The 23,586-nt window shown below is 70.3% G+C and carries 22 protein-coding genes; 10 read left to right on the top strand and 12 right to left on the bottom strand.

Features of this window, described 5'->3' with window-relative positions; translation table 11 throughout:
* Window positions 1–9: 9 nt before the first annotated feature.
* The 3 genes from SCNRRL3882_RS38380 to SCNRRL3882_RS38370 form a co-directional block, all read right to left on the bottom strand.
* Window positions 10–834 carry an EamA family transporter gene (locus SCNRRL3882_RS38380; RefSeq protein ID WP_010037987.1) on the bottom strand — a complete coding sequence of 275 codons (825 nt, stop codon included), beginning with the start codon at window positions 832–834 and terminating at the stop codon, window positions 10–12.
* 56 nt (window positions 835–890) lie between these two features.
* Window positions 891–1,076, bottom strand: a complete 186-nt coding sequence (locus SCNRRL3882_RS38375) for a hypothetical protein (protein ID WP_010037986.1) — start codon at window positions 1,074–1,076, stop codon at window positions 891–893.
* Window positions 1,077–1,176: 100 nt separating this feature from the next.
* The gene (locus SCNRRL3882_RS38370) at window positions 1,177–2,337 is read right to left on the bottom strand and encodes an ROK family transcriptional regulator (RefSeq protein WP_010037985.1); all 1,161 of its coding nucleotides are present in this window, start codon (window positions 2,335–2,337) and stop codon (window positions 1,177–1,179) included.
* 171 nt (window positions 2,338–2,508) lie between these two features.
* On the opposite strand from SCNRRL3882_RS38370, the gene SCNRRL3882_RS38365 reads away from it, so the two are divergent.
* From SCNRRL3882_RS38365 to SCNRRL3882_RS38350, 4 genes are read left to right on the top strand one after another with little or no spacing between them, the layout of a single operon-like run.
* Entirely contained in the window at window positions 2,509–3,474 is a 966-nt protein-coding gene (locus SCNRRL3882_RS38365) for a carbohydrate ABC transporter permease (RefSeq protein ID WP_010037982.1), read from the top strand.
* Window positions 3,475–3,492: 18 nt separating this feature from the next.
* Window positions 3,493–4,413, top strand: coding sequence for a carbohydrate ABC transporter permease (locus SCNRRL3882_RS38360; protein ID WP_010037979.1), 921 nt, complete (start codon window positions 3,493–3,495; stop codon window positions 4,411–4,413).
* Between the two features lie 22 nt (window positions 4,414–4,435).
* Window positions 4,436–5,773: an ABC transporter substrate-binding protein gene (locus SCNRRL3882_RS38355; RefSeq protein ID WP_010037977.1), complete on the top strand. Its 1,338-nt coding sequence runs from the start codon at window positions 4,436–4,438 to the stop codon at window positions 5,771–5,773.
* A 29-nt stretch (window positions 5,774–5,802) separates the two neighbouring features.
* Window positions 5,803–7,002: a Gfo/Idh/MocA family protein gene (locus SCNRRL3882_RS38350; RefSeq protein ID WP_010037975.1), complete on the top strand. Its 1,200-nt coding sequence runs from the start codon at window positions 5,803–5,805 to the stop codon at window positions 7,000–7,002.
* Between the two features lie 28 nt (window positions 7,003–7,030).
* On the opposite strand, the gene SCNRRL3882_RS38345 is transcribed toward SCNRRL3882_RS38350, so the two are convergent.
* From SCNRRL3882_RS38345 to SCNRRL3882_RS38330, 4 genes are all read right to left on the bottom strand, one after another.
* Entirely contained in the window at window positions 7,031–7,726 is a 696-nt protein-coding gene (locus SCNRRL3882_RS38345; protein ID WP_010037972.1) for a L,D-transpeptidase family protein, read from the bottom strand.
* Between the two features lie 188 nt (window positions 7,727–7,914).
* A complete protein-coding gene (locus tag SCNRRL3882_RS38340) occupies window positions 7,915–8,829 on the bottom strand; it encodes an SDR family oxidoreductase (RefSeq protein WP_010037970.1) in 915 nt (304 codons plus the stop codon).
* A gap of 90 nt (window positions 8,830–8,919) precedes the next feature.
* Complete coding sequence (locus SCNRRL3882_RS38335) at window positions 8,920–9,549, bottom strand: MBL fold metallo-hydrolase (RefSeq protein WP_010037968.1); 630 nt, start codon at window positions 9,547–9,549, stop codon at window positions 8,920–8,922.
* Complete coding sequence (locus tag SCNRRL3882_RS38330) at window positions 9,549–10,637, bottom strand: S-(hydroxymethyl)mycothiol dehydrogenase (protein ID WP_010037966.1); 1,089 nt, start codon at window positions 10,635–10,637, stop codon at window positions 9,549–9,551. Before SCNRRL3882_RS38330 ends, SCNRRL3882_RS38335 begins: the two co-directional genes overlap by 1 nt.
* Before the next feature lie 182 nt (window positions 10,638–10,819).
* Here SCNRRL3882_RS38330 and SCNRRL3882_RS38325 point away from each other — a divergent pair, with 182 nt between their 5' ends.
* Together SCNRRL3882_RS38325 and SCNRRL3882_RS38320 are read left to right on the top strand one after the other, a co-directional pair.
* A complete protein-coding gene (locus SCNRRL3882_RS38325) occupies window positions 10,820–12,574 on the top strand; it encodes an ABC transporter ATP-binding protein (RefSeq protein ID WP_010037964.1) in 1,755 nt (584 codons plus the stop codon).
* Window positions 12,575–12,708: 134 nt separating this feature from the next.
* Window positions 12,709–13,074, top strand: coding sequence for a nuclear transport factor 2 family protein (locus SCNRRL3882_RS38320; protein WP_010037963.1), 366 nt, complete (start codon window positions 12,709–12,711; stop codon window positions 13,072–13,074).
* A 16-nt stretch (window positions 13,075–13,090) separates the two neighbouring features.
* Here SCNRRL3882_RS38320 and SCNRRL3882_RS38315 read toward each other — a convergent pair whose 3' ends face one another.
* Together SCNRRL3882_RS38315 and SCNRRL3882_RS38310 are read right to left on the bottom strand one after the other, a co-directional pair.
* Entirely contained in the window at window positions 13,091–14,089 is a 999-nt protein-coding gene (locus SCNRRL3882_RS38315) for a CU044_5270 family protein (protein WP_010037961.1), read from the bottom strand.
* A 915-nt stretch (window positions 14,090–15,004) separates the two neighbouring features.
* Complete coding sequence (locus SCNRRL3882_RS38310; RefSeq protein WP_010037957.1) at window positions 15,005–15,574, bottom strand: RNA polymerase sigma factor; 570 nt, start codon at window positions 15,572–15,574, stop codon at window positions 15,005–15,007.
* A gap of 45 nt (window positions 15,575–15,619) precedes the next feature.
* Here SCNRRL3882_RS38310 and ctaD point away from each other — a divergent pair, with 45 nt between their 5' ends.
* On the top strand, window positions 15,620–17,206 hold the full coding sequence (ctaD, locus tag SCNRRL3882_RS38305; protein ID WP_102515056.1) for a cytochrome c oxidase subunit I: 1,587 nt from the start codon (window positions 15,620–15,622) through the stop codon (window positions 17,204–17,206).
* Entirely contained in the window at window positions 17,203–17,610 is a 408-nt protein-coding gene (locus SCNRRL3882_RS38300) for a hypothetical protein (RefSeq protein ID WP_102514931.1), read from the top strand. The genes ctaD and SCNRRL3882_RS38300 overlap by 4 nt, the downstream gene beginning before the upstream one ends.
* Here SCNRRL3882_RS38300 and SCNRRL3882_RS38295 read toward each other — a convergent pair.
* The gene (locus tag SCNRRL3882_RS38295; protein ID WP_010040463.1) at window positions 17,559–18,449 is read right to left on the bottom strand and encodes an NAD(P)-dependent oxidoreductase; all 891 of its coding nucleotides are present in this window, start codon (window positions 18,447–18,449) and stop codon (window positions 17,559–17,561) included. The genes SCNRRL3882_RS38300 and SCNRRL3882_RS38295 overlap by 52 nt on opposite strands.
* A 149-nt stretch (window positions 18,450–18,598) precedes the next feature.
* Between SCNRRL3882_RS38295 and SCNRRL3882_RS38290 the strand changes: the two genes are divergently transcribed.
* Window positions 18,599–19,591 (top strand): helix-turn-helix domain-containing protein, encoded by a 993-nt coding sequence (locus SCNRRL3882_RS38290; protein ID WP_010040465.1) that lies wholly within the window; start codon window positions 18,599–18,601, stop codon window positions 19,589–19,591.
* Window position 19,592: 1 nt separating this feature from the next.
* Here SCNRRL3882_RS38290 and SCNRRL3882_RS38285 read toward each other — a convergent pair whose 3' ends face one another.
* Entirely contained in the window at window positions 19,593–20,252 is a 660-nt protein-coding gene (locus SCNRRL3882_RS38285) for a TetR/AcrR family transcriptional regulator (protein WP_010040467.1), read from the bottom strand.
* A 163-nt stretch (window positions 20,253–20,415) separates the two neighbouring features.
* On the opposite strand from SCNRRL3882_RS38285, the gene SCNRRL3882_RS38280 reads away from it, so the two are divergent.
* Window positions 20,416–21,672 (top strand): YncE family protein, encoded by a 1,257-nt coding sequence (locus tag SCNRRL3882_RS38280; RefSeq protein ID WP_010040469.1) that lies wholly within the window; start codon window positions 20,416–20,418, stop codon window positions 21,670–21,672.
* Here SCNRRL3882_RS38280 and SCNRRL3882_RS38275 read toward each other — a convergent pair.
* On the bottom strand, window positions 21,665–23,524 hold the full coding sequence (locus tag SCNRRL3882_RS38275) for a cellulase family glycosylhydrolase (protein ID WP_010040470.1): 1,860 nt from the start codon (window positions 23,522–23,524) through the stop codon (window positions 21,665–21,667). The genes SCNRRL3882_RS38280 and SCNRRL3882_RS38275 overlap by 8 nt on opposite strands.
* Window positions 23,525–23,586 lie beyond the last annotated feature (62 nt).

Below are 23,586 nucleotides of genomic sequence, written 5' to 3'. Positions count from 1 at the left end.
CTGCCTGCCTCACCCCAGGGTGAGCAGCACCGTCGCCACCCCCGCCCCCAGCAGCCCCAGCGCCTGACGCCGGCTGATCCGCTCGTGCAGCAGGGCGAGGCCGAGGATGACGGGCAGGGCCGGGTAGAGGGACGCGAGGACGACGGCGACAGCGAGCAACTGGCGCTGCGCGGCGAGGAGGTAGAGCACGAGGCCGAGGGCCGCGCCGGCCCCGATGAGGAGGGCCTGGAGGCAGCGGCCCGGCGGCAGCCTCAGCCGGCGGGCGTGGCGGGCGGCGTCCGGCAGGAGGACGAGGACCGCGGCGACCCGGCCCGCGGCGACGGGCCACAGACCGCTCGCGGGATCCGCCTGCCCGAGGGCGAGGTACTGCACGGCCACGCCCGCACTGGCGAGCAGTCCGTCCGTCGTCCCCCTGCCCGCGCCGCCCCTGCCTCCGGAGACGAACCACAGCGCGGGGACGGTCACGGCGATGCCCAGCCAGGCCACGGCCCCCGGACGGTCGCCGAGGACGAGTACCCCGCACAGCACCGACAGCGCGACACCGGTGACGGCGCTCACGGGCACGACGACGCTCATCGCACCGCGGCTCAGCCCGCGGTTGAGGAACCGCATGGCGACGCCGCTGCCGACGCCGGACAGCGCGCCCCACAGCAGGTCGGCGGTGTGGACGGCGCCGGCGGGCACGAGGAGCGCGGCGGCACAGGCGAGCAGCAGCCCGCCGAGCTGGCCGAGGAAGGTGACGGCGGCGTGGTGGATGTGCCGGGACAACAGGCCGCCGGCGAAGTCGACGACGCCGTAGCAGACGGCCGAGGCAAGTGCGAGAAGGGCACCCATTCGATCAGGGGTGCCCCGGGACGAGGGTCCGATGCGTCAGCGGACCTGGCTGACGCTCAGGCAGCCGAGGCGGACCGCGGGACCGCGGCGGCCCACTCCAGGACGAGCCGCTGGTACTCCTCGCGCTGCTCGACGCTCAGTGTCCCGCCCGACCGGCGCCACAGGGCCCGGATCTCCTCGTTGACCTCGTCAGCCGTTCGCTGGGAAGAGGATTCAACAGTGGTGGACATGCTGTGAAGCATACGTCGCCGGAGGTGAAGACGATGTGAGTAATCGTGAGCTAAACGGTCATTCCGGACAGTGTTGCTGATCACGTCCATCTCCCAGTAAACGTGAGCCTGTTCACGCTTCGGCCGATCCCAGCACCAGCACCTTGATGGCCAGGACGGCCGCGCCGCGCGCCCAGTCGTGAAAATCGGACACCCTCGTCTCCAGTTCGACCGGGGCGGCCAGGGGGTGCCGGTTGTCGCGGACGGTGTCCTCGACCGCCTTGCCGGCCACGTCCATGAGCCCGACCCCCTCCCCCGCGAGCAGGATCTTCTGCGGCATCACGAAGTTGGAGATCTGCGCGACGAGCGTGCCCAGCGCCCGGGCCGCCTCGTCGACGACCCGGGCGGGCATCGGGTCCCCGGCGGCGGCGGCCGCGAGGATCTCCTCGTACGTCCGGTCGCGGCCGGTGGCGGCCTGGACCTGGTAGCGGATGTTGGGGATGGTCAGCAGCGAGACGGCACTGCCGCGCCGGCCGTCCGGGGTGAGCGGACCGCTCGGGTCCACGATCCAGTGGCGGCCGAAGCCGCGGTCCTCCTCGGCGCAGGGCACCCGCTTGCCGCCCAGGACCAGTCCGTAGCCGATGCCGGCGCCGATGGTGAGGACGACGAAGCGGTCCAGGCCGCGTCCGGCACCGAACCAGGTCTCGGCCTCGACCAGGGCGGCGACGTCGTTCTCCACGACCACGGGCAGCCCGGTGCGCTCCTCGACGAGTTCGGCCAGGGGGACGTCCCGCCACAGCAGGAAGGGGGACTCGCCGACGACGGCGCGGTCCTGGACGAAACCGCCGACCCCGATGCCGATCCCGGCGAGCCGGGGGTGGTCGCGGATCAGCTCGGCGGTCATCTCCCCGAGCACATCGGCGACTTCGGCCGGGTCGTGGGTGGTGAGCGAACGGTCGTGGCGGGCGACGATGTCGCTTCTGAGCGTGGTGACGACGCCGTAGACGGTGTCCTCGGTGATCTTGAAGCCGAGAAAGGACCAGGAGTCGGCGACGACGTCCAGCGGTGTCGAGGGGCGACCCTGACGCGCCTCCGCCGGCACCCCCGCCTCGGCCACCTCGATCAGCAGGCCGGACTCGATCAGCGGCTTCGTCAGCCGGGTGAGGCTGCCGGCCGACAGCCCCAGCCTGCGGGCGAGTTCGGTGCGCGACAGCGGGCCGTGCACGAGCACCTCGATCGCCACCGAGCGCTCACCCGGGCTCAGCGGCGGCCAGCTGGCGATGCCTGCGGTCATGTCGGTGCGACTCCCCTCGCCCTTTTCTTTCGCGCTGAAACCAACATGACCACTCTAAGACGATGGTGGTTCCTGCGAAAAGATGTTTGCACCCCTCTTGACGCAGCAATTGTTTCGCGCCAAAAGTAAGTCCCGCCAGAGGACGAGCCGCCGCAGCGAGGGAGTCTCCCGATGACCATCGCCTCCAGCAGCCCTCCGTCGCGTCTGCCCGTGGGCGGCGCGGCGGAGGCCCGCAGCAAGACCAGGACACGACGGAACGAGGTGGGCGAGAACCGGGGTGACGGACGACTGGCCGCGGTCTTCATCGCGCCGGCGCTGCTCGGCTTCGTGGTCTTCCTGCTCTGGCCGACGCTCCGGGGCATCTACCTGAGCTTCACCCGCTTCAACCTGCTGACGCCGGCGGAGTGGGTGGGCCTGGACAACTACGTCCGCATGGTCAACGACCCCATCTTCTGGGACTCCCTGTGGGTCACCGTCGAGTACGTCGTCATCAACATCGGTGTGCAGACGGTCGCGGCGCTCGCCATCGCCGTCCTCCTCCAGCGGCTGACGCAGTCGGCGATGCTGCGCGGCATCGTGCTCACGCCGTACCTGATGTCGAACGTCGTCGCCGGCCTCGTCTGGCTCTGGATCCTCGACACCCAGCTCGGCATCGGCAACGAGATCATCAGCGCCGTCGGCGTCGACCGCATCCCGTTCCTCGCCGACGAGACGTGGGCGATCCCGACGATCGCGCTCATCAACGTGTGGCGGCACGTCGGGTACACCGCGCTGCTGCTGTTCGCCGGTCTCCAGGCGATCCCGGGCGACATGTACGAGGCGGCCCGGGTGGACGGCGCGAGCGAGTGGCGGATGTTCTGGCGGATCACCATGCCGCTGCTGCGGCCGGTGCTCGCGGTCGTGCTGATCATGACCGTGATCGGGTCGTTCCAGGTGTTCGACACCGTGGCCGTGACCACCGCGGGCGGCCCTGCGAACGCGACCAACGTGCTCCAGTACTACATCTACGGCTCCGCCTTCGGGCGCTTCCAGTTCGGTTACGCCTCGGCCATGTCCGTCGCCCTGCTGGTCGTGCTGAGCGCGATCACCGTCCTCCAGTACCGGCTCACCCGGGCCGGCCGGACCGACCTCGGCTGAGGAGAGGGAGACACCGCAATGGCTGCCGTGACGACAACGACACCGACCCTGCGACCGGTCCGGCGCAGGTTCCCCTTCGGGCGGGCCGCCGCCTGGACCGTGATGGGGCTGATCGTCCTCATCACCCTGCTGCCGTTCTACTGGATCCTGCGCACCGCGCTGTCCACCAACGCGGGACTCAACGCGGATCCGACCAACCCCCTGCCCGTGGACCTCACCACGAGCGGCTTCGAACGGGCCCTGGGCATGCAGTCGGCCGAGGAGGCCGTCGCGCAGGGCGGCGCGGGCGGCGGGCTCGACTTCTGGCGCTATCTGCTCAACTCGGTGCTCGTCTCCACCCTGATCACCGGCTGTCAGATCTTCTTCTCCGCGATGGCGGCGTACGCCTTCTCCCGGCTGCGCTGGCGCGGGAGGGACAAGGTGTTCGGCCTCTTCCTGGCCGGGATGATGGTGCCCGCCATCTTCACGCTGCTGCCGAACTTCGTGCTCATCAAGCAACTGCACCTGGTGGACACGCTCCTCGGCATCGCACTGCCCACCATGTTCATGACGCCGTTCGCGGTGTTCTTCCTGCGGCAGTTCTTCATGAACATCCCCCAGGAGGTGGAGGAAGCCGCGCTGCTGGACGGCGCCGGGAAGATCAAGATCTTCTTCCGGGTGGTGCTGCCGATGGCGTCCACGCCGATCGTCACGCTGGGCGTGCTGACGTACATCACCTCCTGGAACGACTACTTCTGGCCGCTGATGGTCTCCTACAGCGACAGCTCGCGCGTGCTGACCGTGGCGCTGGCGATCTTCCGGGCGCAGACCCCGGCGACCGGCGTCGACTGGTCCGGGCTCATGGCCGCGACGCTGATCGCCGCGCTGCCGATGCTGGTGCTGTTCGCCTGCTTCGCGCGCCGCATCGTCAGCTCCATCGGCTTCACCGGGATCAAGTAGAGGGACTGTGATGCGAATTCGTATGCGTACGCTCGTCGCGGCGACCGGAGCGCTGGCGCTGTCCCTGGTCAGCGGATGCGCGCAGCAAGGCGCCGCCGGGTCCTCCCCGAACACGGTCACGTACTGGCTGTGGGACGCCAACCAGCTGCCCGCCTACCAGGCCTGTGCCAAGGGGTTCGAGAAGGAGAACCCCGGACTGAACGTCAGGATCACCCAGTTGGGCTGGAGCGACTACTGGACCAAGCTCACCGCCGGGTTCATCGCGGGCACCCAGCCGGACGTCTTCACCGACCACATCCAGAACTTCGGCCAGTACGCCGACCTGAAGGTCCTCGAACCGCTCGACGACCTCGGCATCAAGGACTCCGACTACCAGCCCGGCCTCGCCGCCAACTGGATCGGCAAGGACGGCCACCGGTACGGCGCCCCCAAGGACTGGGACACCGTGGCGCTGTTCTACAACTCGAAGATGACGAAGGAGGCAGGCCTCACCGCCGAGCAGCTGAACAGCCTCTCGTGGAACCCGCAGGACGGCGGCACCTTCGAGAAGGCCATCGCCCACCTCACGATCGACAGGAACGGCAAGCGGGGCGACGAGCCGGGCTTCGACAAGAACAACGTCAAGGTGTACGGCCTGGCCACCAACGGCGGCGGCTTCGGCGACGGCCAGACCCAGTGGAGCAACTTCGCCGCCTCCGCCGGGTGGAGCTACCTGGACAAGCCGCGCTGGGGCACGAAGTACCAGTACGACAGCAAGACCTTCCAGTCGGTCATCAAGTGGTACTTCGGCCTGGCGAAGAAGGGCTACATGCCGCCGCTGTCGGACTACAACGTGCAGTCCAACCAGGCGAACACCCAGGTCGCGGCGGGCAAGGCCGCCACCGCATTCGACGGGGCCTGGATGATCTCCACGTACGCCGGCTTCAAGGGCCGGGACATCAAGACCGCCCTGACGCCGGTCGGCCCGACCGGCAGGCGCGCCACCATGATGAACGGTCTCGCCGACTCCGTCACCAAGGCCTCCAAGAACAAGGCGGGCGCCAAGAAGTGGGTGAAGTATCTGGCCTCGGACGAGTGCCAGAAGGTCGTCGGCCGTTACGGCGTCGTCTTCCCCGCGACGAAGGCCGGGACCGAGGCCGCCGTCGCCGCGTACCGGAAGAAGGGCATCGACGTCTCGTCGTTCACCGAACCGGTGGCCGACAAGAAGAACTTCCGGACCTTCTCGTACCCGATCGCCAGCTACTCGGCGGACATGACGGCGCTCATGTCGCCGGCGATGGAGGACATCTACGGCAACGGAAAGCCGGTCAGCAGCCTCGACGAGACCAACGAACAGATCAACCGGATCCTCTCTCAGTGATCCCCCGACCAGTGAAGGGCACGCCTTACATGACGTTCTCCATCGGCATCGTCGGCGCCGGACAGTTCTCGGGACAGTTCGCCACGCTGTTCCAGGCCCACCCCGGCGTCAACGACGTCTACGTCACCGACCTGCTGCCCGAGAGGGCCGAGCAACTCGCCTCCGCCCAGGGACTGGCGGGCACCTTCCCGTCGTACCAGGCCATGCTGGAATCGGAGGACGTCGACGCCGTCGCGATCTTCACCCAGCGCTGGACGCACGGGCCGCTGGTGCTCCAGGGCCTGGGCGCCGGCAAGCACGTGTACTCCGCGGTCCCCATGGCGATCAGCACGGAGGAGATCGCGGCGATCATCGACGCCGTCAAGGCCACCGGGCTGACGTACATGATGGGCGAGACCAGCGAGTACAACCCGGCGACGGTCCACGCCCGCAACCAGATCGCCGAGGGCGCCTTCGGGCGGCTGTTCTACGCCGAGGGCGACTACGTCCACGACATGGACCTGGGGTTCTACGAGGCCTACCAGTACAGCGGCGGCGAGAACTGGAAGGCCACCGCCAGCTATCCCCCGCTGCTCTACCCGACGCACGCGGTCGGCGGGGTGCTGGGCGCCTGGAGGACGCACGCGGTCAGCGTGTCGGCGATCGGTGTCGTCGACGACCGGGGCGACGGTGTCTTCGACAAGGAGGTCAGCCAGTTCGGCAACGACTTCTCCAACGCCACCGCGCTGTTCGAGGTGGCGGGCGGCGGCTCGTTCCGGACGAACGAGTTCCGGCGGGTGGGCTACCCCTCGCACATACGGGAGTCCCGCTTCCGCTTCTTCGGCACCGAGGCGAGCATGGAGCAGCTCGCCACGGTCGCCCTGTGGCAGGACAAGCAGGGGGTGAAGGACATCAGCGAGCTGCTGGAGCCCAAGCCCACCATGTCTCCCGACGACCCGTCGCTCCAGCACATCGCGCCTGAGCTGCGGGCGGCCTTCACGTCCGGGTCGGCTCCCGTGCACGACCGTGCGCGGCTGCCGAGGGAGTTCGACAACCTCCACAACGGCCACGAGGGCAGCCACCACTTCCTGGTGGACGACTTCGTGACCGCCGTCAACACGCGCACCCTGCCGTCGGTGAACGCGTGGGTGGCCGCCCGCTACACCCTGCCGGGCATCATCGCGCACGAGTCCGCGCGGCAGGGTGGGGTGCGGCTGGAGATCCCGGACTTCGGGGACGCGCCCCTGTAGGGGCGTCGTGCGAGCCGGGTGCCTGGGATCAGGTGCCCGGCTTGCGGCCGTACACGAAGACGTCGTCGCCCTTCTTCAGCAGCGACCAGTACTTCTTCGCGTCGGTCTTGGTCATGTTGACGCAGCCGTGCGAGCCCGGCGGGTTCCACATGCTGACGCCGACCGAGTGGAAGGCCTGGCCGCCGTCGAAGAACTGGCTGTAGGGCATCGGCACGTCGTAGATCGACGAGACGTGATCGATGTCCCGCCAGTAGATCTTCTTCAGGCCGGTGCGGGTCTCGTAGCCGTCGCGGCCCGTGCGGACGGGGACGGGGCCGTAGACGAGCTTCTTGCCGTCCTGGATCCAGCTCAGCTGGAGGCTCAGGTTCACGCAGGCGATCCGGCCCTTGTTGACCGGGCACTTGCCGTCCTTGTTGGGGTTGTTCCCGACGGCCTTCTGCTTCTGCATCAGGTCCATCACGCCCCAGGTGACGGACCCGGCGTAGCCGGCGTTCGGGGAGATGCCGTGCTTGGTCTGGAAGGCCTGGATCGCCTTGCAGTCGGCGGCGGACTGCTTGCCGTCGACCGGACGGCCCAGGAACTTCTCCACCTGCTTCTGGTACGGCCCGGTCTTCGTGGTGCAGCTCGCCGCCGCGGCCGGACTGGCACCGAGTGCGAGTGTGAGCGGGGCCACCAGTGCGGTGATCCCGAGTGCGACGGCGCCCCGTCTGCGTACGTCCCCCATGGTTGGTCATGCCCTTTCGGAAGTGGTCGGTGGTCTGCGATCCCTGCCAGCTAGACGGGCGAGCGCCGAGTCCGGTTGTGCGGTCGGCGCGGCTGCGACGGAACAGTGACATTTCCCACCGGCGCGTGACAGGCCATATAGATGCACAACGGGCATTCCGGACAAGAGGCGTTCCGGGGTCGGGTGCCTCACCGGTAGCCGGTCGTGTCGGCCGGCCCGCCCGCGTCCTGCACCTCGACGAGGTAGCGCCAGGCGTCCGGACGGCTGCCGTCGAGGTCGGTGAAGCCGTACACCTGGGCGAGGCCCCCACTGGAGAGGGACCGGCCGTTCCAGCGCGCCACGTCCGGGTCGGCGGCGAGCGCGGCCACCGCCCGGCCCACGTAGCGCGGGGTCTCCGAGATGGCGAAGTGGGGGACGCGCTCCAGGGCGTCGCGCCAGTTGTCCTCCCGTACCCCGAAGTGGTCGAGCATCATCTCCGAGCGCAGCCAGCCGGGGGTGAGGGCGACGGCGGTGGCACCGCGCGGGCCGAGCTCGTGGCCGAGGGCGAAGGCCATGCGCAGGACGGAGGCCTTGGCGAGGTCGTAGAAGAAGTTCACGCGGTAGTTGTCGGCGTTGTAGTCGGCGGTTCCGTCCGTGACCTCGACGACCAGGCCGCCGGGGTGGCGCAGCAGCAGGGGCAGGGCGTGGTGGCTGGTGATCGCGTGCGTCTCGACCGCGAGCCTGAGCAGGCGCAGGCCGTTGTCGAGGTCGTGCTCCCAGAGCGGCGTCTCCCACTCGAAGAGGTTCTCACCGCCCCAGATGTCGTTGACCAGGACGTCGAGGCGGCCCTGCTCGTCGGCGATCCGGTCCACCAGAGCGCGCACCTGCACCGGGTCGAGGTGGTCGGTGGGTACGGCGATGCCCTGCCCGCCGGCCTCGGTGACCAGGTCGGCGGTGTCCTCGATGGTCTCGGACCGGTCGTACTCCGAGCGGCGGGCGCGGGTGGTGCGTCCGGTGACGTAGACGGTCGCGCCCGCCGCGCCGAGCTCCACCGCCATCCCCCGTCCGGCGCCCCGGGTCGCTCCGGCGACCAGTGCGACCTTGCCCTTCAGCGGAGCTGACATGTCCGTCCTCCCGAGACCGTGGCTGCTTGTCGCCTCCAGGGTTACGGGTAAGCCGGACATCTCCTGTCGCCTTTTACCGGCGACACGCGGTCAGTGCCCCCGGGCGATCCACTCCTGGAGGTGCGGGGCTTCCGCGCCGATGGTCGTGGAGTCTCCGTGGCCGGTGCGGACCGTCGTCCCGGGCGGCAGCGTGAGGAGGCGGTCGCGGATCGAGTCGATGATCGTCGGGAAGTGCGAGAAGGACCGGCCGGTGGCGCCGGGGCCGCCCTGGAAGAGCGTGTCCCCGGTGAAGACGGTGGCGAGCCCGGGGTCGTACAGGCACACCGCGCCGGGCGCGTGCCCCGGGGTGTGCAGGACCCTCAGGTCGGCACCGCCGGCCTCGATCACCTGGCCGTCGACCAGCCAGGCGTCGGGCTCGCGGTCCGGGTGGGTCTGCTTCCACAGCGGCAGGTCGTCATGGTGCAGCCAGATGGTGGCCCCGGTGCGCTCGGCGAGGGCGGGGGCGGCGTCGATGTGGTCGTTGTGGGCATGGGTGCACACGATGGCCGTGAGCCGGCGGTCCCCGACGGCCCGGGCGATGGCGTCGGCGTCGTGGGCGGCGTCGATGACGATCGCCTCGTGGTCGTCGCCGACGATCCAGACGTTGTTGTCGACGTCCCAGGTTCCGCCGTCGAGGCTGAACTGGCCGGAGGTGACGAGGTGTTCGACGCGCGGGGTCATCACAGCACCACCACCGAGCGCAGCACGTCGCCGTGGTGCATCCGCTCGAACGCCTTCTCCACCTCGTCGAGCTGGATGGTCTCGGTGACGAACGCCCCGAGGTCCAGGCGCCCTTGCAGGTGCAGGTCGATCAGCATGGGGAAGTCGCGGGAGGGCAGGCAGTCGCCGTACCACGACGACTTCAGCGCCCCGCCGCGCCCGAACACGTCCAGCAGCGGCAGTTCGAGTTTCATCTCGGGGGTGGGCACGCCGACCAGGACGACCGTGCCGGCGAGGTCACGGGCGTAGAAGGCCTGCTTGTACGTCTCCGGGCGGCCGACGGCCTCGATGACGACGTCGGCGCCGAAGCCGCCGGTGAGTTCGCGGATCGCCTCGACCGGGTCGGTCTCGCGCGAGTTGACGGTGTGGGTGGCGCCCATGGTCCGGGCCGTCTGAAGCTTGCGGTCGTCGATGTCGACGGCGATGATTTTCGCCGCTCCGGCGAGGTGCGAGCCCGCGACGGCCGCGTCGCCGACGCCGCCGCAGCCGATGACGGCGACCGTGTCGCCCCGCCCGACGTTTCCGGTGTTGATCGCGGCGCCGATGCCGGCCATGACGCCGCAGCCGAGCAGCCCGGCCACCTGCGGGGCGACGGCCGGGTCGACCTTGGTGCACTGCCCGGCGGCGACGAGGGTCTTCTCGGCGAAGGCACCGATGCCTAGGGCCGGGGACAGCTCCTGACCGGTCGCGGCGAGGGTCATCTTCTGCCGCGCGTTGTGGGTGTCGAAGCAGTACCAGGGCCGGCCGCGCAGACAGGCCCGGCATGTCCCGCACACCGCACGCCAGTTGAGGATCACGAAGTCCCCGGGTGCGACGTCGGTGACGCCGTCGCCGACCGCCTCGACCACGCCCGCGGCCTCGTGGCCGAGCAGGAAGGGGAAGTCGTCGCTGATGCCGCCCTGCTTGTAGTGCAGATCGGTGTGGCACACCCCGCAGGCCTGGACGCGCACGACCGCCTCCCCCGGGCCGGGATCGGGCACGACGATCGTCTCGATCCGTACCGGCTCGTCCTTGCCGGGTGCGATCACACCGCGTACTTCCTGCGCCATGCTGACTCCTTCGTCGGCCGGGATGCCTTCCTTTCCGACCCTACGCGCGACTGATCGGCAAGGGATGCGGATCGGCCACCCGCGGCGCCGTATCACCAGCTCACACGCTGCCCGAAAACGCCGGGCACCGCACCCGGCGGCCCCCGTAACCTGACAGCTCCGCCCCACGCCGAAGGAGCGACGTGAGCATCGCAGAGACCGACCCCGGCACGCCCGCCTGGCGGCTGCTCCTCGCCTACGTACGGCCGCACCGCCGGTCCCTGTTCGCCGGTGCGGTGCTCTCGCTGGTCACCGGGGCGACCGGGCTGATGCTGCCGCTGGTGGCGCAGGACCTGATCGACGATCTGGCGCACGACCGGGCCATCACCGGCGCGCTGCTGGCCATGTCGGCCCTGGTCGTGGCCAACGCGGCGCTGGGCGCGCTGGGTTCGTACGTGTTGCAGCGCACCGCCGAGTCGGTGGTGCTCGGCGCGCGGCGCGCCCTGTCGTCGTATCTGCTGCGGCTGCGGATCACGGCCGTGGACCGCAGCGAACCCGGCGACCTGATGGCCCGCATCACCTCGGACACCACCCTGCTGCGCGAGGTGACCACCGACTCGCTGGTCGGGCTGGGCACGGGCGGTCTCACGCTCGTCGCGACGGTGGTGATGATGGGCTTGGTGGACGCCGTGCTGCTGGGCGTCACCCTCGCCGTGATCCTGGGCGCGGGCGTGATCCTCGGCGTGATCGTGCCGCGCATCAACAAGGCGAGCCGGCAGGCGCAGGACGCGGTGGGTGTCATGGGTGCCTCGCTGGAGCGGATCCTGGGCGCCCTGCGCACGGTCAAGGCGTCCGGTGCCGAGCACCGGGAGGAGCGCACACTGCACGAGGCGGCGCAGGAGTCGTGGCGGCAGAGCGTGCGGGCCGCCAAGTGGTCGGCGGCCGCGGGCAACACGGCGGGACTGGCCATGCAGATCGCCTTCATCACGGTGCTCGCCGTGGGTGGCGCGCGCGTGGCGACCGGCGCCGTCGACGTGGGCACGCTCGTCGCGTTCCTGCTGTTCGTCTTCTACCTGATGTCGCCGATACAGCAGGTCGTCGGCGCCGTCACGCAGTACCAGACGGGCACCGCGGCCCTCACCCGCATCCAGGAGGCGCTGCGTCTGCCCGCCGAGCCGGCGGCCGCTGCCGCCCCGCTCCCCTCCCCCGGCGCGCGGCCCGCCGCCCTCGCCTTCGACGATGTCCGCTTCCGGTACGCCGACGATTCGCCGTACGTCCACCACGGTGTGACGTTCGCCGTGCCCGCGCAGGGCATGACGGCGTTCGTGGGCCCGTCCGGCGCCGGCAAGACCACCGTCTTCTCGCTGATCGAGCGGTTCTACGATCCGGACTCCGGGGTGATCACGCTCGACGGACGCGACCTCGCCGACTGGGAGCTGCCCCAACTGCGCGCCGCGATCGGCTACGTGGAGCAGGACGCGCCGGTCCTGTCGGGCTCCCTGCGGGACAACCTGCTGCTGGGCAATCCGGAGGCGGACGACGACGCCCTCGCGCGGGTGCTCAAGACGACCCGTCTCGACGGCCTGGTCGCCCGGCTGCCCGGCGGCCTCGACACACTCGTGGGGCATCGGGGCACCAAGCTGTCGGGCGGTGAGCGCCAGCGTGTCGCCATCGCCCGGGCGCTGCTGCGCCGCCCCCGGCTGCTGCTGCTCGACGAGGCGACCTCGCAGTTGGACGCGGTCAACGAGGCGGCGCTGCGCGACACCGTCGCGGACGTGGCCCGTACGACCACGGTCCTCGTGGTGGCGCACCGGCTGTCCACGGTGACGATGGCCGACCGGATCGTGGTGATGGACGCGGGCCGTGTCCGGGCGGTCGGCACCCACCGCGAGCTCGTGACCGCCGACCCGCTCTACGCGGAGCTGGCGGCGACCCAGTTCCTGGCCGCGGCGGACTGAGCCGGCGGGCGGGCATGCGAGGGCCGCGTGTGTGCGGCTGCGCTTGCCTAGCCCGGCGGACGGGAGGAGGCTCGACAGGAGAGGCCCCTCGCGGCCCGCTCCGACCGGGTCGCGGCCCTTCGAAGGAGATCATCATGGGAACCGCGGCAGACCCCGCCTTCGACAGAGAGACACTGCGCCAGGCTCTGGAGGGACAGAACCCGGAGATTCTGCTCTCGCTCTACGCGGACGACGCGGAGTTCCGCATCGTCGACCACACGACCCAGCCCAGCCACCCCAAGGTCCTGCACGGCCGGGACGAGATCAGCCGGATGCTGGAAGACGTCTACAGCCGCGACATGACGCACAAGCTGGAGCGGTGCGTCATCCAGGGCGACGAGGCCGCCTACAGCGAGAGCTGCGAGTACGCGGACGGTGTGCGCGTCCTGTCCGAGTCGATGATCTCGCTGCGGGACGGCAAGATCGCCGAACAGACCCTGGTCCAGGCCTGGGACGAATAGGCTGCCCGGGGCGTGATCAGCGCATCCACGCGCTGTACGACATGACGTCGCCCTTCTTGACGCCGTACTCGGGTTCGGCGGTGGAGAAGGTGCTCTCCAGGCCGAGGACGGCGCCGGTGACCGGGTCCATGACCAGCATGTGGTGGGCGCCGGGGCCGTCGTACACGTACGCCTGACCGGGTCGCCCGAGGCGGTCGGTCACCTGGCCGACGGGCCGCAGTCCCTCGGCGCCGGCCAGGAGGCGGGCGAGCGCCGCGGTCTCCCGGGCGCCGAGGGTCCAGTGGTCGAGCAGCACCTCGACGGCGTCCAGCAGTTGGGGCGTGGTCAGCGGAGTGTCAGAGTACTGAGCCTCCGTCAGGTAAGCGCGCAGCCGGGCGGGCTCGTGCGGTGGCGGGGACTGGGGCGGGGCGTCGCTCCAGCTCGGCGGATAGGTCTGGTCGCTGATGACGTGCCCGTCGTCGACGAGGTGCGGCTCACCGCCGGCGTCGGAGAGGACCGGGCGGCCCGGATGCCTCGGGTCGGTCGCCACGACGAGTTCCGTGTGACTGCCGTCGGCCCGCCAGCGCACGATGCGCTCTTCGGGCAGGGTGATCGGGGGCTTGTCCTCCGACATGCCCATGCTCCAGGACTGCACGTGCGTGCCCTTGCGCAGGCGGGGAGATCCGTCGACGGCAGCCTGTGCCGCGCGCTCGGCCAGCCGGTCCAGGGGCAGGGGTGTGGAGCCGGTCTGTACCACCAGCGGGCGGGGTGCGGCGGCTGCCGGTGTGGTGTTGGGGCCGCTCAGTACGAGGGTCAGCGCCAGGGCGGCGACCACGGCCGTGGCGATGAGTCCCCAGGCCAGCCGGGGCCGGCCCGTGCCGGGCACCAGCCGGTCCCGCAGCCGTCCGGAGGGCCGCTCACGCAGCAGCCGCTCCAGTCGGCGCTCGGCGCCGTGGTCCAGGGGGCCGTCGCCGAAGTGGGGCGCGTCGGACGGCACCGGGTTGGCACCGCGCAGCAGTTCGAGTTCGTCAGCCATGGCCGTGTTCCTTAGGGGCGGTGACGTGGGCGGCGGGGAGGGGACGCGGGGCCCGGGCATGGCGTCCGGTCGAAGGCGTGATCAGGGCGCGTGCGGCGCGTCGGGTCGTGGCCCGGGGCAGGACGCGTGCGGGGCGGCCGGTCATGGTCCAGGGCAGGACGCGTGCGGGGCGGCCGGTCATGATCCGCGGCAGAGCGCGTGCGGCCCGACCGGCCGCGGTCCTGGACACGGCGTGCGCGTCGAGGCCAGCGGCGGTCCCGGACCGGGCACGTGCGTCGCAACCGACCCCGATCCCGGTGCCGGTCCTGGTCCCGCACAGACGGTGTACGCCGCGACCGATACCGGTCCCGTACCCGGACCCGGCCAGGGACAGAAGGCGTGCCGGGCAACCGATCCCGACCCCGAACACCGCTCGTGCGGCGCGGCCGACCACCCCGGACAGGGCGTGTGCTCTACACGCGATCCCGTCCCTGGAGAGGACGTGCACGGCGGGGCCGGCCACAGGCCCGGACCCGACGCGTGCGGCGCAACCGATCCCGACCCCGAACACCGCTCGTGCGGCGCCGCCGACCACCCCGGACAGGGCGTGTGCTCTACACGCGATCCCGTCCCTGGAGAGGACGTGCACGGCGGGGCCGGCCACAGGCCCGGACACGACGCGTGCGGCGCAACCGATCCCGACCCCGAACACCGCTCGTGCGGCGCCGCCGACCACCCCGGACAGGGCGTGTGCTCTACACGCGATCCCGCCCCGGGAGAGGACGTGCACGGCGGGGCCGGCCACAGGCCCGGACACGACGCGTGCGGCGCAACCGATCCCGGACCCGGACAGCGCACGCGCGTCCGCTGCGCTGACGGGGCGCGCCCTCGGTGGACCGTCACCCGCCGCCGCCCCGGGCTCGGAGAGGACGTCGGTCATCGGCGATCCCCCTCGCCCAGTGAGTGTCCCGTGTCCGCCAAGTCCGCCGAGTCCGCCATGGCCGCGGGACGCATCCCGTCGATCTCGGCTCTGAGGCGGCGGCGAGCCCGGTGCAGCCGCATCGCTGCGGCCCGCCTGCCGCAGCCGAGGGTGATCGCGACCTCGTCGATGCCGAGTTCCTCCCAGGCCGTCAGGCGCAGCACCTCCTGGTCGGCCGCGGAGAGCCGGGCGAGTGCCTCGTGCACCCAGCCGCCGGGCGTGTCCGCCTCGGGGCCCACCGCGATGTGCCGTCCGTGCGCGGTGTCGTCGTTGCCGAGCCGGTCGACGAGCCGGCGGCGGCGTCCGTGGCCGCGCACCGCGTTGGCCAGGCAGTTGCGTGCCACGCCGTACAGCCAGGGCAGTGGAGAGGAGGGCAGGTCGGCCCGGCGCCGCCAGGCGACCGTGAACACCTCCGCCACCACTTCCTCCACCTCGCCGGCCCGCCCGTCCAGTCGCCGCGCGACATAGCGGCTGACCGCCCAGTAGTGCTCGCGATAGGCAGCGGCGAAGATCTCGTCGTTGCTCATGTCCCGTTCGTGTCCGGCACCTTCCCTGTCGTCACACCCGGTTCCGTGATTCTCGTCGCGTCAGGAGAGTGTGACCTCTACCTGGCCACGTCGTTCGCGTTCTTCGTCATCGGCGGCGTGATGGCGCTGTTCATGCGCGCCGAGCTCGCCCGGCCTGGTCTGCAGATCATGTCGAACGAGCAGTTCAACCAGGCGTTCACGATGCACGGCACGATCATGCTGCTGATGTTCGCGACGCCGCTGTTCGCCGGCTTCGCGAACTGGATCATGCCGCTGCAGATCGGCGCGCCGGACGTGGCCTTCCCCCGGCTGAACATGTTCGCCTACTGGCTGTACCTGTTCGGCTCGCTCATCGCGGTGGGCGGCTTCCTCACCCCGCAGGGCGCGGCCGACTTCGGCTGGTTCGCCTACAGCCCGCTCTCGGACGCGGTCCGCAGCCCGGGCATCGGCGCCGACATGTGGATCATGGGTCTGGCCTTCTCCGGCTTCGGCACCATCCTCGGCTCGGTCAACTTCATCACCACGATCATCTGCATGCGCGCCCCGGGCATGACGATGTTCCGCATGCCGATCTTCACCTGGAACGTGCTGCTGACCGGTGTGCTGGTCCTGCTCGCCTTCCCGGTCCTGGCCGCGGCCCTGTTCGCCCTGGAGGCGGACCGCAAGTTCGGTGCCCACGTCTTCGACTCCGCCAACGGCGGCGCGTTGCTGTGGCAACACCTCTTCTGGTTCTTCGGCCATCCAGAGGTGTACATCATCGCGCTACCGTTCTTCGGCATCATCTCCGAGGTCATTCCGGTCTTCTCCCGCAAGCCGATGTTCGGTTACACGGGTCTGATCGGCGCGACCATCGCGATCGCGGGTCTGTCCGTGACGGTGTGGGCGCACCACATGTACGTCACCGGCGGTGTGCTGCTGCCGTTCTTCTCCTTCATGACCTTCCTGATCGCGGTCCCGACCGGTGTGAAGTTCTTCAACTGGATCGGCACCATGTGGAAGGGCTCGCTGTCCTTCGAGACACCGATGCTGTGGGCCACCGGCTTCCTCATCACGTTCGTGTTCGGCGGGCTCACGGGCGTGCTGCTGGCCTCGCCGCCGATCGACTTCCACGTCTCCGACTCGTACTTCGTCGTCGCGCACTTCCACTACGTCATCTTCGGGACGGTCGTGTTCGCGATGTTCTCCGGCTTCCACTTCTGGTGGCCGAAGTTCACCGGCAAGATGCTCGACGAGCGCCTCGGCAAGATCACCTTCTGGACGCTGTTCATCGGCTTCCACGGCACGTTCCTCGTCCAGCACTGGCTGGGCACGGAGGGCATGCAGCGGCGGATCCCCGACTACCTGGCGGTGGAGGGCCTGACGACGCTGAACACGGTGTCGACGATCAGCTCGTTCCTGCTCGGCATGTCGATGCTGCCGTTCTTCTACAACGTCTGGAAGACGGCCAAGTACGGCGAGCGGGTCACGGCCGACGACCCGTGGGGCTACGGCCGCTCCCTGGAGTGGGCGACCTCCTGCCCGCCGCCCCGCCACAACTTCGTCGCCCTCCCCCGGATCCGTAGTGAGTCCCCGGCGTTCGACCTGCACCGTGCGGACGTCGCGGCGGCGGAGCGGGAGCTGATGCACCGATGAGCGCCATGGAAGGGCTGCCCGTTGACATGCGGGCGTTCCACAACGAGGTCGAGGGCCATCTGCTGGCCGCTGCCGCACGCGAGGAGGCCCGTGCGGCCGCCGCGTGCTTCGCCGCCCGGCTCGACCGGCTGCCGGAAGCCCAACGGGAGGAGGTGGAGCGGCTGTTCGCCGCGGAGCACCTCGCTCTCGCCCGGGCCTCGTGGCAGCGAACAGCGCGGCGCGGGCAGGAACTGCGGGGCGAGTACGAGGCGGTGTACCGCAGGCTCCGCGCACGGCTGCCGGCCGGTCTGCTGCTGGGATGCGCACTGCTGGTGGCAGCGGATCTCGTGGTGCTGGTGTCGATCCAGGGCTGTCAGGCCTCGTTGCCGGCGGGATTCCTCAGGACCTCGATCAGGCTGGCGTAACTGTCCTGTCCGTGTCCGGCGGCGCCGGCCTTCTGCATGGCGGCCTTCAGGAGCTCGGGCAGCGCGTTGTCGATGCCCCGGGCCGCCGCCGCGTGGATGAGGTGGTCGATGGCCGCGATCTGCACGTCGACGGTGGCGTCGTCGCCCGGGTAACGGCCGGCGTCCACCTGCGGCGCGTACGTGGTGAGGAAGCCCGCCACCGTGTTCAGCCAGCGGATCGCGACCGGGGTGAAGGCGGTGGCGGACATCCCCTCGGCGCCGACCAGCGCGGTGCCGTGCAGCCAGCCGGTCATGGTGGCCCACATCAGGCCGAGCAGCGCGGCGTCGTAGAGGGAGGCGAGGCCGAGGTCGGTGCCCAGGTGGAGGGGGTCGCCGAGGGTCGCCAGGGTGGAGCGATGGGTTTCGAAGACCTCCCGGGAGCCGCTGTAGAGGAACATCACGGCGGGGTCGCCGACGCCGGGCGGGGTGGTCATGATGGCGCCGTCGAGGTACCCGGCTCCGTGCGAGTGGGCCCACTTGACGGCCTCCTGGGCCTGCTCAGGGGATCCGGAGGTGAGGTTGACGAGGGTTCTGCCCGCCAGCTCGGCCGCCGCCGGGTCGAGGACGGTGTACAGCGCCTCGTAGTCCAGCACGCAGGCGATGGTCAGGGGCGAGGCGGCGATCGCCTCCTGGGGGGTGCCGGCCAGGTGGGCGCCGCGCTCGACGAGGGGGCGGGCCTTGTCCGGGGAACGGTTCCACACGGTGGTCGGGTGGCCCCGGTCCAGCAGCGCGGCGGCCAGTGCCGATCCCATCGAGCCCAGTCCGACGACGGTGACCGGCCGGCGGTGTCCTGCGTTCATGCCCAACTCCTCGTGGTGGTCCAGTAGATGACGTGTGATCACGTACGGCCACGTTCGCAGGGCACGAAGATCGGGAACAGTGACAGCAGTGACGGCCTTCACCAAATTCCTGCCATAGGCTGCGGAGCATGAGTGCCGGTTCTGTCGCCGTGGTCGTGACCGAGGAGATCGGGGTCCCCTCGTGGGATCTGTACGAACTGAGCATCCCGTGCACCGTGTTCGGCAAGCCGCAGCCCGATCTGGCCGATCCCTGGTACGACCTGCGACTGTGCGGGACCGGGGCCGAGCCGGCGGCGGGGGACGGTCACGGCCTGAGCCTGCGCACCCGCTACGGGCTGGACGACCTGGTCGGTGCCGACACGGTGATCGTGCCTTCGGTGCCCGACCCGTGCGTCGAGGAGGGCAGGCCGCTGCCGCGGGAGCTGATCGCCGCCCTGCGCCGGGCTCATGACGCGGGCGCCCGCATGGTCTCCCTGTGCACGGGTGCCTTCGCGCTCGCCGAGGCGGGGCTGCTCGACGGACGGCGCGCCACCGCCCACTGGATGCACACCCCACAGCTGGCCGCGCGTTACCCGAAGGTGCACGTCGACGCGTCGGTGCTGTACGTGGACGACGGTGACGTGCTCACCAGCGCCGGACTGACCGCAGGTCTCGACCTGTGTCTGCATCTGGTGCGGCGGGATCTCGGCGCGCACGTCGCCAACCAGCTGGCGCGCCGCATGGTGGTGCCCGCCCACCGGCCGGGCGGGCAGGCGCAGTTCATCGAGTTGCCCGTGCCGGCCGGCGACGACGACGGGCTGGCGCCCGTCCTGGCATGGGCGCGGGCCCACCTGGACCGGCCGCTGACCGTGGCCGACCTGGCGCGCCGGGCCGCGATGAGCCCGCGTACGTTCTACCGGCGGCTTCAGGCCGCCACCGGGACGACACCGCTCCAGTGGCTCCTCGACCAACGGCTCGGGCGCGCCCGGTCACTGCTGGAGTCGACGGACCTGCCCATCGAGAAGGTCGGGGAGCTGAGCGGCCTCGGCACGGCCAACAATCTCCGCCACCACTTCCTCAAGCACCTCGGGGTGTCGCCCGGCGACTACCGGAGGGCGTTTCCCGGAGCCCGGGCGAACGGATCGGGAGGTACGCGGGCCTGAGTCACCCCCGTGGGGTCCAGCCCGGGGGCCGCAGGATCCCCAGCAGTTGCCGGACCAGTTCCTCGACGACCTCGTCCAGCGTCGCGTCGACCCAGCCGGCGCTCCAGTCGTGCAGCAGGCCGTTGACGCTGCCGATGAAACCCGTCGCCGCGAGGCGGTAGTCGCGGGGCGCCGCCTCCCCGCGCGCGGCGGCCGCCTGGGCCTCGGCGCAGATGAGGTCGACCCAGCCGGCCCGGCGGGCGAGCCGCTGCTCCTCCAGGCGCGGGCTGACGCCGATGATCTCGACGAAGGTGATGCGGATCCGGCGCGGATCGGCGGCGACGTTCCCGGCGTAGGCGCGGAAGATGGCGGTCGCCCGCTCGACGAGCGGCAGGTCCGCCGCACCGGCCGCAGCCTCCAGCACCGCCGCCTCGGCCCAGTCGTTGACCTGGAGGTGCAGCGCCGCGAGCACGTCCTCCAGGGTGCGGAACTCCTCGTAGAACTGACGGGTGGACAGCCCGGCCGCCTCGCTGAGCGCCGCGACGGTGGTGGCGCGGAAGCCGGGGGTGTCGCCGAAGAGTTGGAGCGCGGCGTCCAGGAACCGCCGGCGCCGCTCGGCCTGCCGCTCCTCGGCGGTCTTCCCGCCGTAGCGGCCGGTCGGCGCTCTGAGTCTGCCCGGCACCGGCTCTCCCCCTGTCGCTCGAACACCCGTCTTCGCCCGCACACGATTTTGTCGTGGACGCGGTCTTGTGGAGAAGGCCACCCCTTCCTTACTTTGCAGTAAGTTGACTCTGAAAGTACGTGTGTTCAGATTCCTCACCCCACCCGCAGAGGAGGGATCAGCCATGCCCGTCTTCCGACGACGGCACCTGTGCTCCCTGACCGCCGCCCTCGCCCTGAGCGCCACCGTTCCCGCGACCGCCGCCCGCGCGGACACGCCCGACGCCTCCGCCGCACTGCGTCAGGTGCTGTTCGTGGGCAACAACTGGGAGGGCACCGCCGATGTCATCAAGTCCACCGGCGACTTCGCGAAGATAGGCCGGATCAACGTCGTTCCCGACAAGGACGAGCGGATGGCGGAGATCAACGCCGATCCGATCAGGTGGATCGCCTTCATGACGATCCGCAACACCGTCGGCGAGGGACACGACCAGTTCGTCGACGACATGTACTCCACCCCGGACGGGAAGTCGGTGGTCGTCTCCCGGCCCAGCTTCGCCGACGTCGTCTCGATCGACCTCGCCTCCGGGCGGATCAACTGGCGCTTCCCGGTGTCCGGTTTCCGCGCCGACCACATGGCCGTCTCCCCCGACGGCACACGGGTCGCCGTGTCGGCGTCCACCGGCAACACCGTGCACGTGCTGGACATCGTGACCGGCAAGCAGCTCGGCAAGGCACCCACCGGTGACAAGCCGCACGAGAACATCTTCACCAAGGACGGCAAGTACATCTACAACATGTCGATCGGCGACGTGAACACGCAGACCGACGCGCCCTGGCTGGACTGGACGAAGGGCGACCGCCGCATCACGGTCATCGACGCGACCACGTATCAGCAGGTCAAGGTCATCGACATGCGCCCGCGCCTGGACGCCGTCGGGCTGAAGGACTTCTCCGACGCGGTCCGGCCTGCGGTGTTCTCGCCGGACGAGTCGAAGCTGTACTTCCAGGTGTCGTTCTTCAACGGGTTCTTCGAGTACGACCTGGCCGGCGACAAGATCACCCGCACGAAGACCCTGCCGAAGAACCCGGCGACCAGCGACGACCGCACCACCTTCGTCAACGACTCACGCCACCACGGCCTTTCGATGAGCCCGGACGGCAGCAAGCTGTGCGTGGCGGGGACCATGGACGACTACGCCACGGTCGTCGACCGCAGCACCCTCCAGGAGGGTCCGCTCGTCACCGCCGCCAAGCCCTACTGGGCCACGGTCAGCGGTGACGGCAAGAGCTGCGTCGTCTCCGAGAGCGGCTCCGACCAGGTCACGGCCATCGACTTCGCCACCGGGAAGAAGACCGTGTCCGTGCCGGTCGGGGACCACCCGCAGCGCGTCCGGCTCGGTCATGTGCAGGCCGGCTGGACGAGCCCGTCCGCTAGTTGACCTCCTTCGCGGCCCACGTCCTCAGCTCGGAGCGGGCCGCGTTCAGCAGTTCCGCCGAGGGAGCCGCCGCCCCGTTGGTCACCAGCGCGTAGTGCAGGACGCCCGAGTCCGGCGCGGTGAGCAGCAGGCGGCGGCTTCCCGTGCCGCCGGGCTCCTGGGCCACGCCGACCGGGGTCGTCGAGGTGTACGCGGGCGGGGCGTGGACCGTGCCCAGGTCGGAGACGACCGTGGTGGAGGCGTTCGGGAAGCTCGCCGGCAGGTGCAGTTCGGTGGGCGCCGTGCTGCCGTTCGAGCGCCACAGCAGCAGCCCGTACTGTCCGGAACCCACCAGCTGCCGCACGTTCGGCAGCGAGTCCGGCACCGGGTTCCAGGTCAGGGTCGCGGAGCCGTCGCGGGAGCGGTCCTCGTAGGTGAAGCCGACGGTCGTGCCGGCCGTGGCGCTCGGGTAGAGGCGGTCCAGGAGCCGGGCGTCCTGGCGCAGCACCGGCTTGCCCGAGTCGTCGAGGCGTACGGCGGACAGGTCCTCGTCGTTCCAGGCGTCACCGGCGGTGAGCACCTTGTCGGGGTTGCCGTTCATCAGCTCGCGGTGGCGGCCGTTGTAGATGTCCCACTGCCACTGCGTCCCGGAGAGCACCGGCCCCGAGGCCGCCGGGTCGGACCACCAGTCGGACCCCTTCCGGGGTGAGTCGAGGGCCTGGTACATCGCCTTGAGGACGGTCGGCGCCTTGTCGGAGACCGTGCCCGTGAGCGGGTGCCCGAACTCGCTGATCACGGCGGCCGTCCGGGCGGCGGCGGCCCGGTCGCGGACCGTCCGGAAGTCGTTCACGTACTGGCCGTCGGCCGCCTTTCCCCACATGAAGACGCCGGAGATGGCCTTCTGGTCGTAGAAGTGGGTGTTGAACACATAGCGCGGTCCGAGCTTTCCGGCGTCGAGCAGGCCGCCCTCCTGCTTCTGGAAGTCGAGGTTGGCGTTCCAGAACAGGTTCGGTTCCACGAAGGCGGGCTTGTCCCGCCAGCCGGCCGCGTCCATGCGGGCCCGGAACTTCTCGAAGAACGGCCACAGCACGTCCTTCTCCCAGGCGCGGCTGGTCTGCCCGGAGTCGTAGACGCCCGCGTGCGGCTCGTTGTAGGGGTCGAAGCCGACGACACCCCTGAACTGGTCGGCGCTCAGGTGCTGTTCGACGTACGCCATGGTCTTCTCGGCGGTGGCGAGGAAGGCGTCCTGCACACCGTGGGCGTTGTGCCAGAAGTCGTAGGACGCCCGCTTCACGGCCTCGTTCTGGGTGATGTTCTGCCCCCAGAAGAGGCAGATCCCGCAGGACTCGTCCGGGTAGTTCCCGGCGTCCACCGCCCACTTGGGCGCGCCGTCGCCGGTGTACCAGCTGTCGGTGTCGAAGAGGTGCCGGGAGTAGAGGTCCTGGTGGAAGTCGGGGTAGACGCGGATGCCGGCGTCGAGGAACGCCTCCATCTGGTCGGTGGCGGCCGCCAGGTAGGCGGTGTCCACCTTGCCGCGCTCGGGCTCGGCGTACGCCCAGGAGAGCAGGAAGCGGACGGTGTTGCCGCCGCCGAGGGCGCGCAGGGCGGTCGCCGACTTGCGCGCGTCGGCGACGGAGGCGAAGGGCAGACCGCCGTTCTCCGCCAGCTTGGTCTCGCCGGAGACGTTGTAGCCGCGCAGTACGACCTCTCGGCCGGAGTCGTCGGTGAAGCGGCCGTTTCGCACGGTCACCGTCGGGTCGTCGAACCAGAGGGAGCCGGGAGGAGGCGCGGCGGTGGCCGGCGGGACGCCCGCCACCGACACGGAGCCGAAGAGGACGGCCAGGACAACCAGCAGACGTACTCGGATAGTCGGCATGTCCACTACAGTCCGGTGATATCAGGACACCGTCAACACCCCTGACTCTGGAGTAAGTTCCC

The organism is Streptomyces chartreusis NRRL 3882, assembly GCF_900236475.1.
Taxonomy (GTDB): Bacteria; Actinomycetota; Actinomycetes; order Streptomycetales; family Streptomycetaceae; genus Streptomyces; species Streptomyces chartreusis_D.
This window is presented reverse-complemented; position numbering and strand designations above follow the sequence as displayed.

Bases quoted from the DNA above. Each gene is read 5' to 3' on its own strand.
- SCNRRL3882_RS38380 (WP_010037987.1), bottom strand. From the start codon at position 834: ATGGGTGCCCTTCTCGCACTTGCCTCGGCCGTCTGCTACGGCGTCGTC.
- SCNRRL3882_RS38375 (WP_010037986.1), bottom strand. From the start codon at position 1,076: ATGCTTCACAGCATGTCCACCACTGTTGAATCCTCTTCCCAGCGAACG.
- SCNRRL3882_RS38370 (WP_010037985.1), bottom strand. From the start codon at position 2,337: ATGACCGCAGGCATCGCCAGCTGGCCGCCGCTGAGCCCGGGTGAGCGC.
- SCNRRL3882_RS38365 (WP_010037982.1), top strand. From the start codon at position 2,509: ATGACCATCGCCTCCAGCAGCCCTCCGTCGCGTCTGCCCGTGGGCGGC.
- SCNRRL3882_RS38360 (WP_010037979.1), top strand. From the start codon at position 3,493: ATGGCTGCCGTGACGACAACGACACCGACCCTGCGACCGGTCCGGCGC.
- SCNRRL3882_RS38355 (WP_010037977.1), top strand. From the start codon at position 4,436: ATGCGTACGCTCGTCGCGGCGACCGGAGCGCTGGCGCTGTCCCTGGTC.
- SCNRRL3882_RS38350 (WP_010037975.1), top strand. From the start codon at position 5,803: ATGACGTTCTCCATCGGCATCGTCGGCGCCGGACAGTTCTCGGGACAG.
- SCNRRL3882_RS38345 (WP_010037972.1), bottom strand. From the start codon at position 7,726: ATGGGGGACGTACGCAGACGGGGCGCCGTCGCACTCGGGATCACCGCA.
- SCNRRL3882_RS38340 (WP_010037970.1), bottom strand. From the start codon at position 8,829: ATGTCAGCTCCGCTGAAGGGCAAGGTCGCACTGGTCGCCGGAGCGACC.
- SCNRRL3882_RS38335 (WP_010037968.1), bottom strand. From the start codon at position 9,549: ATGACCCCGCGCGTCGAACACCTCGTCACCTCCGGCCAGTTCAGCCTC.
- SCNRRL3882_RS38330 (WP_010037966.1), bottom strand. From the start codon at position 10,637: ATGGCGCAGGAAGTACGCGGTGTGATCGCACCCGGCAAGGACGAGCCG.
- SCNRRL3882_RS38320 (WP_010037963.1), top strand. From the start codon at position 12,709: ATGGGAACCGCGGCAGACCCCGCCTTCGACAGAGAGACACTGCGCCAG.
- SCNRRL3882_RS38315 (WP_010037961.1), bottom strand. From the start codon at position 14,089: ATGGCTGACGAACTCGAACTGCTGCGCGGTGCCAACCCGGTGCCGTCC.
- SCNRRL3882_RS38310 (WP_010037957.1), bottom strand. From the start codon at position 15,574: ATGAGCAACGACGAGATCTTCGCCGCTGCCTATCGCGAGCACTACTGG.
- SCNRRL3882_RS38300 (WP_102514931.1), top strand. From the start codon at position 17,203: ATGAGCGCCATGGAAGGGCTGCCCGTTGACATGCGGGCGTTCCACAAC.
- SCNRRL3882_RS38295 (WP_010040463.1), bottom strand. From the start codon at position 18,449: ATGAACGCAGGACACCGCCGGCCGGTCACCGTCGTCGGACTGGGCTCG.
- SCNRRL3882_RS38280 (WP_010040469.1), top strand. From the start codon at position 20,416: ATGCCCGTCTTCCGACGACGGCACCTGTGCTCCCTGACCGCCGCCCTC.
- SCNRRL3882_RS38275 (WP_010040470.1), bottom strand. From the start codon at position 23,524: ATGCCGACTATCCGAGTACGTCTGCTGGTTGTCCTGGCCGTCCTCTTC.